Genomic DNA, 15788 nt, shown 5'->3' on the forward strand with positions numbered 1-15788 from the left:
CGGCGGGGGAGTGCACTTGCGGTGCTCCTCCGCTTTTTACATTGAGAGGTGGTTGGCATGGATATGAGCGTCAAGCTGAACCTGTCCTACCAGGCCGCGAAGCCGGTCGAGCAGGCCAACGAACGCCCTGCGGTCAAGCCGGTGGAGGCTGTCGAATCCATCACGCCAGCGAAGGAAAGTGCCGACAGCGGCCTGACCGAAGCTGAGAAGGTTAAAAGCGCGCTCAAGGACATCGAGAAGTTTCTCGCCTCGTCGCGTCGCAATCTTGAATTTTCCGCGGATGAAGAATCCGGACGAATTATTGTTAAAGTCATCGCCAGTGAAACCGGTGAGCTGATCCGCCAACTTCCTTCGGAAGAGGCGTTGAAAATCGCGCACAGCCTGAGTGATGTAAACAGCCTGTTGTTCGATGCCAAGGTCTGATGTTGGCGATCGATCGGCAAGTTCGCTAGTCTGATCGGCCAGGTGCGGCGCGCAACCAAGAGGGAATAGCAATGGCGAGTACAATTTTACCGGGCACTGGCCTGGGTTCTGGCGTCGATATCAACGCTATCGTGAAAACACTGGTTGCGGCTGAGACCGACCCCAAGTCCAATCAGATCAAGCGTCAGACTGCCAACAATACCGCCATGCTGTCGGGGGTCGCGGCGCTCAAGAGTGCGCTGTCTGTCTATCAGGCAGCAATGAAGAAACTCAACGACACCGCTGCGCCGTCCTTCAATGCCTACACGGCATCCTCCAGTAGCGATTCTGCGATCAAGGTTACCTCGAACAATACTGCGGTTCCGGGGAGCTACTCGGTTCGCGTCGAAAACCTGGCCACCTCGTCCAAGGTCGCCAGCCAGAATTTCGACACGGGTGCGAGCACGCCGATTCCAGAAGGTGACCTGCTGATTACGCAGGACGGTGTGGTTCATACCGTCAAGATCGGTGCCGGTGCGACCTTGCAGACGGTGCGCGATACCATCAACTCGACGTTGGCCGAGAAAGGCATCAGTGCGAACCTTGTCAACGGTGCGGACGGTTCGCGCCTGGTGTTCAGTTCCACGATGACGGGGGATGGCACGGACATTACGGTTGACGGAATAGATGAGCTCAAGATCCTTCCCAACGTGAAAATGGTGGGTAACGGTGCCGGCTATATCGACGCGAAGGCCGAGGATGCGCTGATCTATGTAGACGGCCTCAAAGTCACCAGCAAGACCAACACCGTGGATGGCGCGGTCAGCGGGATTAGCCTGGAGCTGCTTCAGGAGACCGGCACTGATCCGACCAAGGCGATCACGGTAACCGTTGGTGAGAATACCACCGGCCTGAAGACGTCGATCCAGGCGTATGTCGATGCCTACAATGCCTTGGTCACGAAGGTCAACAGCCTGGCTGCCACCTCCAAGGATGAGGATGGCAACACTGTCCTCGGCCCGCTGACAAATGATCCGACCACGCGAGCGCTGCTGTCTGATCTGCGCAAGCAGTTGGCCACAGAAGGCAGTGGCGATCGGCTCACCAGCCTGAGTCAGCTGGGTATCAATACCCAGAAGGACGGTACCCTCGAATTCAACAGTGTCAAATTTGATACTGCCATGAAGGAGAAGAAGCTCGGTCCCGATGTGCAGGAGCTTTTCACCGGTACCAATGGTGTGTTCGAGCGCATGAACAAGGCGGTCGAACCGTACCTGCAAACGGGCGGCATCCTCGATTCGCGCACGTCCGGTCTGGGCAAGCAGCAGACCGATCTCGCCAACCAGCAGTTAGCGCTGGATCGTCGTATCGATTCGCTGACCGAAGTGCTGACCAAGCGTTACGTGGCTATGGACACCCTGGTTGGCAAGCTCGAGGCGCAACGCAAGAACATCGTTTCGATGTTCACCTCGATCGAGGCTCAACAGAAGAACTCCTGATCGGCCGATACGCCTGAAGCCCGGCAGTACCCTTAGAGGGACTCCGGGCTTTTCGCTTTGAGCGCTAAAGTTTTTTGACGTGCAGGCGATACAGGCGGTATATGAATCTTTTCGTTGTTACGAGGTAGAACATGAATCCTATGTTGGCCCTTCGGCAGTACCAGAAAGTCAACGGTGTGGCCCAAACCTCCGAGGCCAGTCCGCACCGCCTGGTACAAATGCTGATGCAGGGCGGCCTGGATCGTATCGCGCAGGCCAAAGGCGCCATTGCGCGCAATGATGTTGCCCAGAAAGGTGTGCTGATCGGCAAGGCCATCGGCATCATCGGTGGCCTGCGCGAAGGGCTCGACCTGGAGCATCAGGCCGAGGCGCTGGCTGACATCGATTCGCTGTATGCCTATATGAGCAAGCGCCTGGTCGAAGCAAACGTGAAAAACGATCCCGAGATCCTCAACGAGGTCGCACGCCTGCTGATCACTTTGAAGGAAGGTTGGGACGCGATCGGCGATCAAACTGTCGACGCCTAGGAGAACACCATGAGTGCCGTGCTCGAACGTATCGAACAAACCCGTGAGGCCTTGCTCGGGGCGCTGGCTGGCCGCGATTGGGAGACCATCACCGAGCTGGACCTGCGCTGCCGTGTTTGTGTCGAGGACGTACTTGCCGAAGCGGCGGCCAATGAGCAGGGTGTGCGCAGCAGTCTGGAAGAATTGCTCGACGTTTACCGCCAACTAATTGATGTTGCAAGTGGGGAGCGTCAAGCAATAGTCGATGAGATGGCGCAGATCCGCCAAGCGAAAAATGCCGCAAAGGTTTACCATCTGTTCAGCTAAAGCCTGAGCGGTTAGAAAAAGCAGTGCGCCATAAATTTGACTGTGAACGGTTTTTTGACTTTACTAGTGGCTGTTTCCAGATTTCAGGCGTCTACAGGCATTAACGGTCTGCAAGCGTCTAGCTTGCCCACTCATTTCGGGCACCGGGTCGACTAGGGAAGTTACGATTGCATGTGGCGTGAAACCAAAATTCTGTTGATCGATGACGATAGCGTCCGCCGCCGCGACCTGGCGGTGATTTTAAATTTTCTTGGCGAAGAAAATTTACCCTGCGGTAGCCACGACTGGCAGCAGGCTGTCGTCTCTTTATCGTCTAGTCGTGAAGTGATCTGTGTCCTTATCGGGACGGTCAATGCTCCGGGTTCGCTTCAGGGCTTGCTAAAGACACTCTCGACATGGGATGAGTTCCTTCCAATTTTGCTGATGGGCGATAATTCTTCCATCGACCTGCCGGAAGACCAGCGTCGCCGTGTGCTTTCGACCCTCGAAATGCCACCCAGCTACAGCAAGTTGCTCGATTCGCTGCACCGTGCCCAGGTCTATCGCGAGATGTACGACCAGGCCCGCGAGCGGGGAAGGCATCGCGAACCCAATCTGTTCCGCAGCCTCGTCGGCACCAGCCGGGCGATCCAGCATGTGCGCCAGATGATGCAGCAAGTGGCCGACACCGATGCCAGCGTACTGATCCTCGGTGAGTCCGGAACTGGCAAGGAAGTGGTCGCGCGCAACCTGCATTACCATTCCAAGCGCCGCGAGGCACCGTTCGTGCCGGTCAATTGCGGGGCGATTCCGGCCGAGCTGCTGGAAAGCGAATTGTTCGGCCATGAGAAGGGCGCGTTCACCGGGGCGATCACCAGCCGCGCCGGGCGTTTCGAGCTGGCCAATGGCGGCACGCTGTTCCTCGACGAAATCGGCGACATGCCGCTGCCGATGCAGGTCAAGCTGCTGCGCGTGTTGCAGGAGCGTACGTTCGAGCGCGTGGGCAGCAACAAGACCCAGAGCGTCGATGTGCGCATCATCGCGGCGACCCACAAGAATCTCGAAAGCATGATCGAGATCGGCACCTTCCGCGAAGACCTGTACTACCGCCTGAACGTGTTCCCGATCGAGATGGCGCCGCTGCGCGAGCGTGTCGAAGACATCCCGTTGCTGATGAATGAATTGATCTCGCGCATGGAGCACGAGAAGCGTGGTTCGATCCGTTTCAACTCCGCGGCCATCATGTCGCTGTGCCGTCATGGCTGGCCGGGCAACGTCCGCGAGCTGGCCAACCTGGTGGAGCGCATGGCGATCATGCATCCGTACGGGGTGATCGGAGTGGTCGAACTGCCGAAGAAATTCCGCTACGTGGACGATGAAGACGAGCAATTGGTCGACACCCTGCGCAGCGATCTCGAAGAGCGGGTGGCAATCAACGGCCATACCCCGGACTTCACCACTCATGCCATGCTGCCACCTGAAGGCCTCGACCTGAAGGATTACTTGGGTGGCCTGGAGCAAGGCCTGATCCAGCAAGCGCTGGATGATGCCAACGGCATCGTCGCGCGCGCCGCCGAACGCCTGCGCATCCGCCGCACCACGCTGGTGGAGAAAATGCGCAAGTACGGCATGAGCCGTCGTGATGGAGATGAGCAGGCGGATGATTGACGCCTGTTTTTCAGGTCGTTCATTTTCAAGCGTTTTTTTTTAGGCACGGGTATTGCTACAACCCTCGCAACGTTCCGTTTCACTGACGGTCAGCCAAGCGAGAGAGCACGCCATGCCCCCATCCGCCAAGATGTCTCCTGCTCCAGATGCCCTGGGGCAATCGTCGTCGGTAGAGCAGGCGAGCCGGCTTGGCCTTGAGCAGGCGTTTGCCCTGTTCAACCAGATGTCGAGCCAATTGACCACTTCCTACAGCATGCTTGAAGCCCGGGTGACCGAGCTCAAGGGGGAGTTGGCGGTGGTCAGCGCCCAGCGCATGCAGGAACTGGCGGAGAAAGAACGCCTGGCCAATCGCCTGCAGCATCTGCTCGATCTTTTGCCCGGTGGCATCATCGTCATCGACGCCCAGGGTATCGTGCGCGAAGCCAACCCGGCGGCGTGTGAACTCCTTGGCTTGCCTCTCGAAGGCGAACTGTGGCGACAGGTCATTGCCCGTTGCTTTGCGCCCCGTGAAGACGACGGTCATGAAGTCTCCCTCAAGGATGGTCGGCGCCTGTCGATTGCCACGCGTTCGCTGGATGCCGAGCCCGGGCAACTGGTGCTGCTCAACGACCTGACCGAGACTCGTCACCTGCAAGATCAACTGGCGCGCCACGAACGCCTGTCTTCCCTGGGGCGCATGGTGGCGTCGCTGGCGCATCAGATTCGCACGCCGTTATCCGCAGCCTTGCTCTACGCCAGTCACTTGACCGAGCAGGCGCTGCCGGTGGACACCCAGCAACGATTCGCCGGGCGGCTCAAGGAACGCTTGCATGAGTTGGAGCATCAGGTGCGCGACATGCTGGTGTTTGCCCGCGGCGAGCTGCCATTGACCGACCGCGTGACGCCCGCGCAGCTGATGCAATCACTGCAAGCGGCGGCCCTGACGCACGTGCAGGACCTGCCGATTCGCTGGCAATGTGACGCCCATGCCGGCGAACTGCTGTGCAATCGCGACACCCTGATCGGTGCGGTCCTCAACCTGATCGAGAACGCCATTCAGGCCAGCGCCTCTGATGTGCGTTTGAAGGTGCATCTGTACACCCGGGGCAACAACTTGCGGTTGTGCGTCAGCGACAGCGGCAGCGGAATCGACGAAGTGGTGCTGGCGCGTCTGGGAGAGCCGTTCTTTACCACCAAGGCCACCGGCACCGGTCTGGGCCTGACCGTGGTCAAGGCGGTCGCGCGGGCGCATCAGGGCGAGTTGCGGTTGCGCTCGCGGATTGGTCGCGGCACCTGTGCGCAGGTGCTCCTGCCGCTTTTTGACAGTGAAAAACCCGGCACCCAGGGAGTGGAGTGAGGCTCATGGCTATCAAAGTTTTACTGGTCGAGGATGACCGCGCGTTGCGCGAGGCGCTGGCAGACACGCTGTTGCTCGCCGGCCACGATTACAAGGCCGTGGCGTCGGCGCAGGAAGCCCTGGAAGCTGCGGCGGACGAAGCGTTCAATCTGGTGGTCAGCGACGTCAACATGCCAGGCATGGATGGTCATCAATTGCTCGCGTTGCTGCGGGCGCGACAGCCGCAACTGCCGGTGTTGCTGATGACGGCGCACGGTGCCGTCGAGCGTGCGGTGGATGCGATGCGTCAGGGCGCTGCGGATTACCTGGTCAAGCCGTTCGAGCCCAAGGCGTTGCTCGATCTGGTCGCACGGCATGCGCTGGGCCGTGTCGGCATCACTGATCATGAAGGGCCTGTAGCGTTCGAGCCGGCCAGTGCGCAGTTGCTGGAATTGGCCGCGCGGGTGGCGCGCAGTGATTCCACGGTGCTGATTTCCGGAGAATCCGGCACCGGCAAGGAAGTGCTGGCGCGTTACATTCACCAGCACTCTCATCGGGCCAGTCAGCCGTTCATTGCGATCAACTGCGCGGCGATTCCGGACAACATGCTGGAGGCCACGCTCTTCGGTCACGAAAAGGGCTCGTTCACCGGCGCTATCGCGGCGCAGGCCGGCAAGTTCGAACAGGCCGATGGCGGGACGATCCTGCTCGATGAAATCTCCGAAATGCCCCTGGGCCTGCAGGCCAAATTGCTGCGGGTGCTGCAAGAGCGCGAGGTTGAGCGAGTCGGTGCGCGCAAGCCGATAGCCCTGGATATCCGCGTGGTCGCGACCACCAACCGGGACTTGGCGGGGGAGGTGGCGGCGGGGCGTTTCCGTGAAGACCTGTACTATCGCCTGTCGGTATTCCCCCTGGCCTGGCGACCCTTGCGCGAGCGTACCGCCGATATCCTGCCGTTGGCCGAGCGACTGTTGGCCAGGCACGTCAATAAAATGAAGCATGCCGCGGCGAGACTGTCGCCCGCGGCCCAGGCGTGCCTGATCGCCTATCCGTGGCCGGGCAATGTGCGTGAGCTGGACAACGCACTGCAGCGCGCGCTGATCCTGCATCAGGGCGGCACCATCGAGCCGCAGGACTTCTGCCTGAGCGGGCCGATCGCCTGCGCGCCGTTGCCGCCGGTAGCGACACCAGTGGTGGTCGAGGCTGAGTCTGGCGGAGCGCTGGGCGACGATCTGCGGCGCCGCGAGTTCCAGATGATCATCGACACCTTGCGCACCGAGCGCGGTCGCCGCAAAGAGGCCGCCGAGCGCCTGGGCATCAGCCCACGCACCTTGCGCTACAAGCTGGCGCAGATGCGCGATGCCGGGATGGATGTGGAAGCGTATTTGTTTGCCACCTGACACGCTGGGGGGCTTGCTCACCTGTAGGAGCCAGGCTTGCCGGCGAACCAGCCGCCGCGGTGTATCTGTAATACCGCGTCTTCGTTCTTCGCCGGCAAGCCTGGCTCCTACAGGGGGGGCGCAATGCGCTGCAACGCCTTTTGTTTGAGGCAGGCGCGGAGCTGGCACCCTTGTTGCTAACACCTCGTTACCCGCTGAGTGAGCGTCAAAAAATTGCGGGCCGCCAGAGAGAGTAGAGCATGAGCCAAGGTATTGAATTCAATCGATTGATGCTGGATATGCGCGCCATGCAAATGGACGCCATGTCTGCGCCGAAATCGACTGCCGCCGCCCCGGAAGTGAATGGCAGCAGCTTTGCCGACATGCTCGGTCAGGCCGTCAACAAGGTCAACGACACCCAGCAGGCTTCATCGGCGTTGGCCAATGCCTTCGAGATCGGCAAGAGCGGTGTCGACCTCACCGATGTGATGATTTCCTCGCAGAAGGCCAGCGTGTCTTTCCAGGCATTGACCCAGGTGCGCAACAAGCTGGTTCAGGCGTACCAGGACATCATGCAGATGCCGGTTTAAGGACGAGATTGAGTCATGGCAGATGCAATCGCTGACAATGTTCCGGCCAAGGCCAACTCCGTAGACGGTAAGCCGCCGCTGTTCGGGTTGTCCTTCCTGGAAAACCTCTCCGAGATGACCATGCTTCGCCAGGTGGGCCTGCTGGTCGGCTTGGCCGCGAGCGTGGCGATTGGCTTTGCCGTGGTGTTGTGGTCCCAGCAACCGGACTACCGTCCGTTGTACGGCAGCCTTGCCGGCATGGACGCCAAGCAGGTGATGGATACCCTGGCGGCCGCCGATATCGCCTATAGCGTCGAACCCAATTCCGGCGCCTTGCTGGTCAAGGCCGAAGACCTGTCCCGTGCGCGCCTCAAGCTCGCGGGCGCTGGTGTCACTCCCAGCGATGGCAACATCGGTTTTGAGATCCTCGACAAGGAACAGGGCCTGGGTACCAGTCAGTTCATGGAAGCGACCCGTTATCGTCGCGGCCTTGAAGGCGAGCTGGCGCGCACCATTTCCAGCCTGAACAATGTCAAGGGTGCCCGTGTGCACCTGGCGATCCCGAAAAGTTCGGTGTTCGTGCGTGATGAGCGCAAGCCGAGTGCCTCGGTGTTGGTCGAACTGTATTCCGGGCGTTCGCTGGAGCCGGGCCAGGTCGTGGCCATCGTCAATCTGGTGGCGACCAGTGTTCCAGAACTGAGCAAATCGCAGATCACCGTCGTCGACCAGAAAGGCAACCTGCTGTCCGATCAGGCGGAAAACTCCGAACTGACCATGGCCGGCAAGCAGTTCGATTACAGCCGCCGCATGGAGAGCATGCTCACCCAGCGCGTGCACAACATTCTGCAACCGGTGCTGGGCAACGACCGCTACAAGGCCGAAGTCTCGGCCGACGTCGACTTCAGCGCCGTCGAGTCCACCTCCGAGCAATTCAACCCGGACCAGCCGGCGTTGCGTAGCGAGCAGTCGGTCAACGAACAACGTACCGCCAGCAACGGCCCCCAGGGTGTGCCAGGTGCCCTGAGCAACCAGCCACCGTCGCCAGCCTCGGCGCCGCAAACCACCGGTGGCGCCACGGCGTCGGCCGGCATGGTGCAGCCCGGCCAGCCATTGCTCGATGCCAACGGCCAGCAAGTCATGGACCCGGCCACCGGCCAGCCAATGCTCGCACCGTACCCGGCGGACAAACGCCAGCAATCGACCAAGAACTTCGAGCTCGACCGCTCCATCAGCCACACCAAGCAACAGCAGGGCCGATTGAATCGCCTGTCGGTATCGGTAGTGGTCGATGACCAGGTCAAGATCAACCCGGCCAACGGTGAAACCACCCGTGCGCCGTGGACTGCCGATGAATTGGCGCGCTTCACCCGCCTGGTCCAGGATGCGGTCGGCTTCGACGCCAGCCGTGGCGACAGCGTCAGCGTGATCAACATGCCGTTCTCCGCCGAGCGCGGTGAAGTGATTGCCGATATTCCGTTCTACTCCCAGCCGTGGTTCTGGGACATCGTCAAGCAGGTGCTGGGCATCCTGTTCATTCTGGTGCTGGTGTTCGGGGTGTTGCGCCCCGTGCTCAACAACATCACCGGTGGCGGCAAAGGCAAGCAACTGGCGGGCATCGGCAGCGACGTCGAACTCGGTGGCATGGGTGGCCTGGACGGCGAGCTGGCCAACGACCGTATCAGCCTCGGTGGCCCAACCAGCATCCTGCTGCCGAGCCCGAGCGAAGGCTATGACGCACAGTTGAACGCAATCAAGAGTCTGGTGGCAGAAGACCCGGGTCGTGTCGCCCAGGTCGTGAAAGAGTGGATTAACGCAGATGAGTGATAACCGAGCCGTTGCCGCCAAACTGAGCAAGGTCGACAAAGCCGCGATCCTGCTGCTGTCGCTGGGCTCAACCGATGCTGCCCAGGTGTTGCGCCACATGGGGCCCAAAGAGGTCCAGCGTGTCGGCGTAGCCATGGCGCAGATGGGTAACGTGCACCGCGAGCAGGTCGAGCAGGTGATGAGCGAGTTCGTCGACATCGTCGGCGACCAGACCAGCCTGGGCGTCGGTTCCGATGACTACGTGCGCAAGATGCTCACCCAGGCCCTGGGCGAAGACAAGGCCAACGGCCTGATCGACCGCATCCTGCTGGGCGGCAATACCAGCGGCCTGGACAGCCTGAAGTGGATGGAGCCGCGCGCGGTCGCCGACGTGATTCGCTACGAGCACCCGCAGATCCAGGCGATCGTGGTGGCCTACCTCGATCCGGATCAGGCCGGTGAAGTGCTGGGCAACTTCGACCACAAGGTGCGCCTGGACATCATCCTGCGCGTCTCCTCGCTCAACACCGTGCAGCCGGCGGCCCTAAAGGAACTCAACCAGATTCTCGAGAAGCAGTTCTCCGGCAACTCCAATGCGTCGCGCACCAACCTGGGCGGCATCAAGCGCGCGGCAGACATCATGAACTTCCTCGACAGCTCGATCGAAGGCCAGCTCATGGATTCGATCCGCGAAGTCGACGAAGACCTGTCCGGTCAGATCGAAGACCTCATGTTCGTCTTCAACAACCTGGCCGATGTCGACGATCGCGGTATCCAGGCGTTGCTGCGTGAAGTGTCTTCCGACGTGCTGGTGCTGGCCCTCAAGGGCTCGGACGAAAACGTCAAGGAGAAGATCTTCAAGAACATGTCCAAGCGTGCGGCCGAGCTGTTGCGCGACGATCTCGAAGCCAAGGGCCCGGTGCGCGTCAGCGATGTGGAAACCGCGCAGAAAGAAATCCTCACCATTGCTCGTCGCATGGCCGAAGCGGGCGAAATCGTGCTCGGCGGCAAGGGCGGCGAGGAAATGATCTGACGCCATGGCCAAGAACGATGAGCTGCCCTCTGACCTGATCCGGGCCAGGGATGTCGCTGGTTTCGATACCTGGGCGCTGCCCAGTTTCGATCCGCCGGCCCCCGAGCCTGAGCCCGAGCCCGAACCCGAGCCGCCGGAAATGGAGGAAGTGCCGCTGGAGGAAGTCCAGCCACTGACCCTCGAAGAACTCGAGAGCATTCGCCAGGAAGCCTACAACGAAGGTTTCGCGGTGGGCGAGAAGGAAGGGTTCCATAGCACCACGCTCAGGGTTCGTCAGGAGGCCGAGGTGGCGTTGGCGGCCAAGATCGCCGCTCTTGAACAGTTGATGGCGCAACTGTTCGAGCCCATCGCCGAACAAGATACCCAGATTGAAAAGGCTCTGGTCGAACTCGTGCGGCATATGACCAAACAGGTGATTCAGCGCGAACTGGCCATGGACTCGACGCAGATCGAACACGTCATGCGCGAAGCCCTCAAGCTGTTGCCGTTGGGCGTCGACAACGTGCGGCTATACATCAATCCGCAGGATTTCGTCCAGGTCAAAGCCCTGCGCGAGCGGCATGAGGAAACCTGGCGCATCGTCGAGGACGAGGCGCTGTTGCCCGGTGGTTGCCGGGTCGAAACCGAGCACAGCCGCATCGATGCCACGGTCGAAACCCGTGTCGCGCAGGTGATGGACAAGCTGTTCGACCAGCTTCACGAGCAGGCCTTGCACCCGGCCGCACCGGACCTGAGCCTTGAGTTGCCCGTCGTGAGCAAACCTGTGGCGGCGCCCGATGCGCCTTGAACGCACCAGTTTCGCCAAGCGCCTGGGCAGTTACGCCGAGGCCACGCAATTAGCGGGTGCACCGATCCTCGAAGGCCGCCTGTTGCGCATGGTCGGCCTGACCCTCGAAGCCGAGGGATTGCGCGCGGCCATGGGCAGCCGCTGCATGGTTATCAACGATGACAGCTACCACCCGGTGCAGGTCGAAGCCGAAGTCATGGGCTTTTCCGGCAGCAAGGTGTTCCTGATGCCGGTTGGCAGCGTGGCCGGCATCGCCCCCGGTGCCCGGGTGGTTCCCCTGTCTGACAGCGGTCGCTTGCCGATGGGCATGAGCATGCTCGGGCGCGTACTCGACGGTGCCGGCCGCGCCCTGGACGGCAAGGGCGGGATGAAGGCCGAAGACTGGGTGCCCATGGACGGCCCGACCATCAACCCGCTCAAGCGCGAGCCGATCAGCGAGCCGCTGGATGTGGGCATTCGTTGCATCAACGGTATGTTGACGGTCGGGCGCGGTCAGCGGCTCGGGTTGTTCGCCGGTACCGGCGTCGGTAAATCCGTACTCCTGGGCATGATGACGCGCTTCACCGAGGCAGACATCATCGTCGTCGGCCTGATCGGCGAGCGGGGTCGTGAGGTCAAGGAGTTCATCGAGCACATCCTCGGTGAAGAAGGGCTCAAGCGCTCGGTGGTGGTGGCATCGCCCGCCGACGATGCGCCGCTGATGCGCCTGCGCGCCGCCATGTACTGCACGCGCATCGCCGAGTATTTCCGCGACAAGGGCAAGAACGTGCTGTTGTTGATGGATTCGCTCACGCGTTTCGCCCAGGCCCAGCGGGAAATTGCCCTGGCCATCGGCGAGCCACCGGCGACCAAGGGTTATCCGCCCTCGGTGTTCGCCAAGTTGCCGAAACTGGTGGAGCGCGCGGGCAATGCCGAGAAGGGCGGTGGTTCGATCACCGCGTTCTATACCGTGCTGTCCGAAGGCGACGACCTGCAGGACCCGATCGCCGACTCGGCGCGGGGCGTGCTCGACGGGCACATCGTGTTGTCGCGGCGCCTGGCCGAGGAAGGCCATTACCCGGCCATCGATATCGAGGCTTCCATCAGCCGGGTCATGCCGGCGGTGGTGTCGCCGGAACACATGACCCGGGCGCAGTACTTCAAGCAGTTGTGGTCGCGCTATCAGCAAAGTCGCGACTTGATCAGCGTCGGCGCCTACGTCGCCGGCGGTGACCGCGAGACCGACCTGGCAATTTCCCTGCAGCCGCAACTGGTCAAATACCTGCGCCAGGGCCTCAACGACAGTATTAGCCTGGGCGAAAGCGAAGCGTATCTCGCCTCGATCTTCGCGCCCGCGGCGGGCGGTTAACCGGCCATGGCCCAGACTCGGGCAGGGCGCCTGGCCCCCGTGGTGGAAATGGCCGAGAAGGCCGAGAAAACCGCTGCCCAGCGCTTGGGGCACTTCCAGGGGCAGGTGCGTCTGGCCGAAAGCAAACTGGCCGACCTCGAAGCCTTTCGGCTCGACTATCAGGAGCAGTGGATCGTACGCGGCAGCAGCGGCGTGTCCGGTCAATGGCTGCTGGGTTACCAGGGCTTTCTCGCGCAGTTGGGCACGGCCATCGATCAGCAGCGGCAAAGCCTGGCCTGGCACCAGAACAACCTGAACAAGGCGCGGGACACCTGGCAACAGGCGTTCGCCCGGGTCGAAGGCTTGCGTAAGCTGGTGCAACGCTACCAGGACGAAGCACGGGCGCTGGAGGACAAGCGCGAGCAAAAGCTGCTGGATGAATTGTCCCAGCGGTTGCCGCGCCATGATGCGTATTGAACCAGATGGACCGCGTTATCGTTCGCCGCTCTGTAGGAGCCAGGCTTGCCGGCGAACAAGACGCCGCGGTGTGTCTGTCGTACCGCGTTATCGTTCTTCGCTTTGTAGGAGCCAGGCTTGCCGGCGAACAAGACGCCGCGGTGTATCTGCCGCACCGCGTCATCGTTCTTCGCGGGCAAGTCGGATCGCCGCCCGCTCGCTCCTACAAACCGATTGCGATCCGACAGGCACCGGAATTTCCTGCCTTGCCCCAACCTCTACCAAATGCTAAACCTTGTACAAGCAGGTTTACCAAAGACAAGGAAGCCATGACATGTCAGTCGTTACGGAAGTCTCCCCGGATGGGCAAAAGCTGACTATATCGGTCAAGGGACGATTCGATTTCGCCAAGCATCAGGAATTTCGTCAATCCTACGAAGACAAGGCGCTCGCCGAAGTCGTCGTCGACCTGAAAGAGGCCACCTACCTCGACAGCTCCGCCCTGGGCATGCTGCTGCTGTTGCGTGATCACGCCGGTGGTGACGATTCCGATATCCGCGTGGTCAACAGCAGTTGCGACGTGAGGAAAATCCTCGCCATTTCCAACTTCGACAAGCTGTTCGACATCAGTTGATCAGCGTGCAAACGGCACTCGAATCGCTGACGATCCTGATCGCCGAAGACAGCGCGGCCGACCGCATGCTGCTGTCGAGCATCGTCCGCCGCCAGGGGCATCAAGTGCTGACGGCCGCCAATGGCGCCGAAGCGGTCGAAATGTTTCGCCAGCAACGCCCGCAACTGGTGCTGATGGACGCGATGATGCCGGTGATGGACGGCTTCGAGGCGGCCGCTCAGATAAAGGAATTGGCCGGGGAAACGCTGGTGCCGATCATCTTTCTGACCTCGCTGTCGGAAAGCCAGGCGCTGGCCCGCTGCCTGGAGGTCGGGGGTGACGACTTTCTGGCAAAACCCTACAACCAGGTGATCCTCGCCGCCAAAATCAAGGCGATGGACCGCTTGCGGCGCTTGCAGGCCACGGTGTTGCAGCAGCGCGACCAGATCGCCAGGCACCACGAATATTTGCTCAACGAGCAGCGGGTGGCCAAGGCGGTGTTCGACAAGGTGGCCCATTCCGGTTGCCTGAATGCGCCCAACATCCGCTACCTGCAATCGCCCTATGCATTGTTCAACGGCGACTTGCTGTTGGCCGCGTTCACCCCGGCGGGGGACATGCATGTACTGCTCGGCGATTTCACCGGCCATGGCCTGCCCGCCGCCGTTGGCGCCATGCCCCTGGCCGAAGTCTTCTACGGCATGACTGCCAAGGGTTACGGCCTGGCCGAAACCCTGCGCGAGATGAATGCCAAGCTCAAGCGCATCTTGCCGGTGGACATGTTCTGCTGCGCCACGATGCTGTGCCTGAGTTTCCAGGGCCGCTCGGTGGAGGTCTGGAACGGCGGCATGCCGGATGGCTACCTGCACAGCGTCGCCAGCGGGACGCGAACGCCACTGACAGCGCGGCATTTGCCGCTGGGTGTGCTGAGCCCGCAAACCTTCGATGATCGCACCGAAGTGTTTCCGATGGCCGTGGGTGATCGGGTGTTCCTGTTGTCCGACGGGGTGATCGATACCTGCGATGCCGATGAACAGCTGTTTGGCGTGCAGCGGTTGCAGCAGGTATTTGCCGCCAATCGTCAGCCCGACACCTTGTTCGAGGACATTGAGCAGGCGCTGCGAGACTTTCGCGGTGAGGCGCGCGACGACGTCAGCATGGTCGAAGTCAGCCTGCCTGTGCCCGCGCAGGCGAGTGCGCCGGTGCCGGTCTATTCCGACAGTGGCCAGTCCTGCCCCCTGGACTGGTCCGCCAGTTTCGAATTTCGCGCCGCAACGCTCAAACGTTTCAATCCGTTGCCCTACCTCTTGCAGTTGCTGCAGGAAGTGCACGGTTTGCGGGCTCAAAGCGGGGCGCTCTACAGTGTTCTGGCGGAGCTGTACTCCAACGCCCTGGAACACGGGGTGCTGGGCCTGGACTCCAGTCTCAAGCGCGATGTGTCAGGGTTTACTCGCTATTATCAACAACGCAATGCACGCCTGGATGAGCTGCAGGACGGTTATGTCCGTGTGCATTTGCAGGTCACGCCGCAGGGCGAGGGCGGTTGCCTGGCGATTCGCGTCGAGGACAGCGGCAAGGGGTTCGATGTCGGGCGGGTACTGGAGCGCCCCGTCGATCCTGTCCGTCTGTCCGGACGTGGCGTCAGCCTGATCCGTCAGCTGGGTCATAATGCAAGCTGGTCCGACGATGGTCGAAGTGCCCGCGTGGAGTTTCTCTGGAAGGCTCTGGCATAATCCGTAAATTCTTGATCAGGGAGCGAACAAGTGACTGACAAACATCTGGACCTGGACGCGCTGAGCGCGTTGCGCGACGTCATGGAGGACGCGTATCCGCAGTTGCTGGATACCTTTCTCGCCGATTCCGAAGAGCGCCTGCAGTCGCTGCGCAAGGCAGTGCAGGTTGCGCAACTGGTAGACGTGGCGCACAGCTTCAAGGGCAGCAGCAGCAATATGGGGGCCGTCAAGCTTGTCGCGCTATGTGGTGAGCTCGAGAAGAACGCTGAAAAGCTTTCGTCCTCCCAAATCCAGGAGCTGATTGCTGCAATCGACCTCGAGTTCGCGATCGTTCGTCCTCTTTACGAAGCTGAGCGGCAGCGGTCCCTGGCAGAAAGTTGAAGCGTAAGGCG

Annotated in this window: 16 protein-coding genes; all 16 read left to right on the forward strand. The window is 61.1% G+C overall.

Annotated elements, in window-relative coordinates; genetic code table 11:
- Window positions 1–57: 57 nt before the first annotated feature.
- The 16 genes from OH720_RS07865 (at window position 58) to OH720_RS07940 (ending at window position 15777) form a co-directional block, all read left to right on the forward strand.
- The gene (locus OH720_RS07865; RefSeq protein WP_272605143.1) at window positions 58–423 is read left to right on the forward strand and encodes a flagellar protein FlaG; all 366 of its coding nucleotides are present in this window, start codon (window positions 58–60) and stop codon (window positions 421–423) included.
- A gap of 71 nt (window positions 424–494) precedes the next feature.
- Window positions 495–1901, forward strand: a complete 1407-nt coding sequence (gene fliD, locus OH720_RS07870; protein ID WP_272605144.1) for a flagellar filament capping protein FliD — start codon at window positions 495–497, stop codon at window positions 1899–1901.
- A gap of 131 nt (window positions 1902–2032) precedes the next feature.
- The gene (fliS, locus tag OH720_RS07875) at window positions 2033–2428 is read left to right on the forward strand and encodes a flagellar export chaperone FliS (RefSeq protein WP_272605145.1); all 396 of its coding nucleotides are present in this window, start codon (window positions 2033–2035) and stop codon (window positions 2426–2428) included.
- Between the two features lie 9 nt (window positions 2429–2437).
- The gene (gene fliT, locus OH720_RS07880) at window positions 2438–2734 is read left to right on the forward strand and encodes a flagellar protein FliT (RefSeq protein ID WP_272605146.1); all 297 of its coding nucleotides are present in this window, start codon (window positions 2438–2440) and stop codon (window positions 2732–2734) included.
- A 171-nt stretch (window positions 2735–2905) separates the two neighbouring features.
- Window positions 2906–4381, forward strand: a complete 1476-nt coding sequence (locus OH720_RS07885) for a sigma-54 dependent transcriptional regulator (RefSeq protein ID WP_110746134.1) — start codon at window positions 2906–2908, stop codon at window positions 4379–4381.
- A 130-nt stretch (window positions 4382–4511) separates the two neighbouring features.
- The gene (locus OH720_RS07890; RefSeq protein ID WP_272606415.1) at window positions 4512–5717 is read left to right on the forward strand and encodes a sensor histidine kinase; all 1206 of its coding nucleotides are present in this window, start codon (window positions 4512–4514) and stop codon (window positions 5715–5717) included.
- 5 nt (window positions 5718–5722) lie between these two features.
- Window positions 5723–7096, forward strand: coding sequence for a sigma-54-dependent transcriptional regulator (locus OH720_RS07895; protein WP_272605147.1), 1374 nt, complete (start codon window positions 5723–5725; stop codon window positions 7094–7096).
- A 239-nt stretch (window positions 7097–7335) separates the two neighbouring features.
- On the forward strand, window positions 7336–7665 hold the full coding sequence (gene fliE, locus OH720_RS07900) for a flagellar hook-basal body complex protein FliE (protein WP_272605148.1): 330 nt from the start codon (window positions 7336–7338) through the stop codon (window positions 7663–7665).
- Between the two features lie 15 nt (window positions 7666–7680).
- The gene (fliF, locus tag OH720_RS07905; RefSeq protein ID WP_272605149.1) at window positions 7681–9468 is read left to right on the forward strand and encodes a flagellar basal-body MS-ring/collar protein FliF; all 1788 of its coding nucleotides are present in this window, start codon (window positions 7681–7683) and stop codon (window positions 9466–9468) included.
- Window positions 9461–10480, forward strand: coding sequence for a flagellar motor switch protein FliG (gene fliG, locus OH720_RS07910; RefSeq protein ID WP_008021334.1), 1020 nt, complete (start codon window positions 9461–9463; stop codon window positions 10478–10480). The genes fliF and fliG overlap by 8 nt, the downstream gene beginning before the upstream one ends.
- Window positions 10481–10484: 4 nt before the next feature.
- Window positions 10485–11267 (forward strand): flagellar assembly protein FliH, encoded by a 783-nt coding sequence (gene fliH, locus OH720_RS07915; protein ID WP_272605150.1) that lies wholly within the window; start codon window positions 10485–10487, stop codon window positions 11265–11267.
- A complete protein-coding gene (gene fliI, locus OH720_RS07920) occupies window positions 11257–12615 on the forward strand; it encodes a flagellar protein export ATPase FliI (protein ID WP_272605151.1) in 1359 nt (452 codons plus the stop codon). Before fliH ends, fliI begins: the two co-directional genes overlap by 11 nt.
- Before the next feature lie 6 nt (window positions 12616–12621).
- Window positions 12622–13071 (forward strand): flagellar export protein FliJ, encoded by a 450-nt coding sequence (gene fliJ, locus OH720_RS07925; RefSeq protein ID WP_272605152.1) that lies wholly within the window; start codon window positions 12622–12624, stop codon window positions 13069–13071.
- A gap of 313 nt (window positions 13072–13384) precedes the next feature.
- Entirely contained in the window at window positions 13385–13684 is a 300-nt protein-coding gene (locus tag OH720_RS07930) for an STAS domain-containing protein (RefSeq protein WP_180202849.1), read from the forward strand.
- 5 nt (window positions 13685–13689) lie between these two features.
- Window positions 13690–15396, forward strand: coding sequence for an ATP-binding SpoIIE family protein phosphatase (locus OH720_RS07935; protein WP_442967268.1), 1707 nt, complete (start codon window positions 13690–13692; stop codon window positions 15394–15396).
- Between the two features lie 30 nt (window positions 15397–15426).
- A complete protein-coding gene (locus OH720_RS07940; protein ID WP_272605154.1) occupies window positions 15427–15777 on the forward strand; it encodes an Hpt domain-containing protein in 351 nt (116 codons plus the stop codon).
- The last annotated feature ends 11 nt before the right edge of the window (window positions 15778–15788 follow it).

Source organism: Pseudomonas sp. WJP1, assembly GCF_028471945.1.
Taxonomy (GTDB): domain Bacteria; phylum Pseudomonadota; class Gammaproteobacteria; order Pseudomonadales; family Pseudomonadaceae; genus Aquipseudomonas.

Excerpts from the sequence above, each read along its gene's own strand:
- fliI (WP_272605151.1), top strand. The coding sequence starts at position 11,257 with ATGCGCCTTGAACGCACCAGTTTCGCCAAGCGCCTGGGCAGTTACGCC.
- fliS (WP_272605145.1), top strand. The coding sequence starts at position 2,033 with ATGAATCCTATGTTGGCCCTTCGGCAGTACCAGAAAGTCAACGGTGTG.
- OH720_RS07890 (WP_272606415.1), top strand. The coding sequence starts at position 4,512 with ATGTCTCCTGCTCCAGATGCCCTGGGGCAATCGTCGTCGGTAGAGCAG.
- OH720_RS07895 (WP_272605147.1), top strand. The coding sequence starts at position 5,723 with ATGGCTATCAAAGTTTTACTGGTCGAGGATGACCGCGCGTTGCGCGAG.
- fliJ (WP_272605152.1), top strand. The coding sequence starts at position 12,622 with ATGGCCCAGACTCGGGCAGGGCGCCTGGCCCCCGTGGTGGAAATGGCC.
- OH720_RS07930 (WP_180202849.1), top strand. The coding sequence starts at position 13,385 with ATGTCAGTCGTTACGGAAGTCTCCCCGGATGGGCAAAAGCTGACTATA.
- OH720_RS07865 (WP_272605143.1), top strand. The coding sequence starts at position 58 with ATGGATATGAGCGTCAAGCTGAACCTGTCCTACCAGGCCGCGAAGCCG.
- fliH (WP_272605150.1), top strand. The coding sequence starts at position 10,485 with ATGGCCAAGAACGATGAGCTGCCCTCTGACCTGATCCGGGCCAGGGAT.
- fliD (WP_272605144.1), top strand. The coding sequence starts at position 495 with ATGGCGAGTACAATTTTACCGGGCACTGGCCTGGGTTCTGGCGTCGAT.
- OH720_RS07885 (WP_110746134.1), top strand. The coding sequence starts at position 2,906 with ATGTGGCGTGAAACCAAAATTCTGTTGATCGATGACGATAGCGTCCGC.
- fliG (WP_008021334.1), top strand. The coding sequence starts at position 9,461 with ATGAGTGATAACCGAGCCGTTGCCGCCAAACTGAGCAAGGTCGACAAA.
- fliE (WP_272605148.1), top strand. The coding sequence starts at position 7,336 with ATGAGCCAAGGTATTGAATTCAATCGATTGATGCTGGATATGCGCGCC.
- fliF (WP_272605149.1), top strand. The coding sequence starts at position 7,681 with ATGGCAGATGCAATCGCTGACAATGTTCCGGCCAAGGCCAACTCCGTA.
- fliT (WP_272605146.1), top strand. The coding sequence starts at position 2,438 with ATGAGTGCCGTGCTCGAACGTATCGAACAAACCCGTGAGGCCTTGCTC.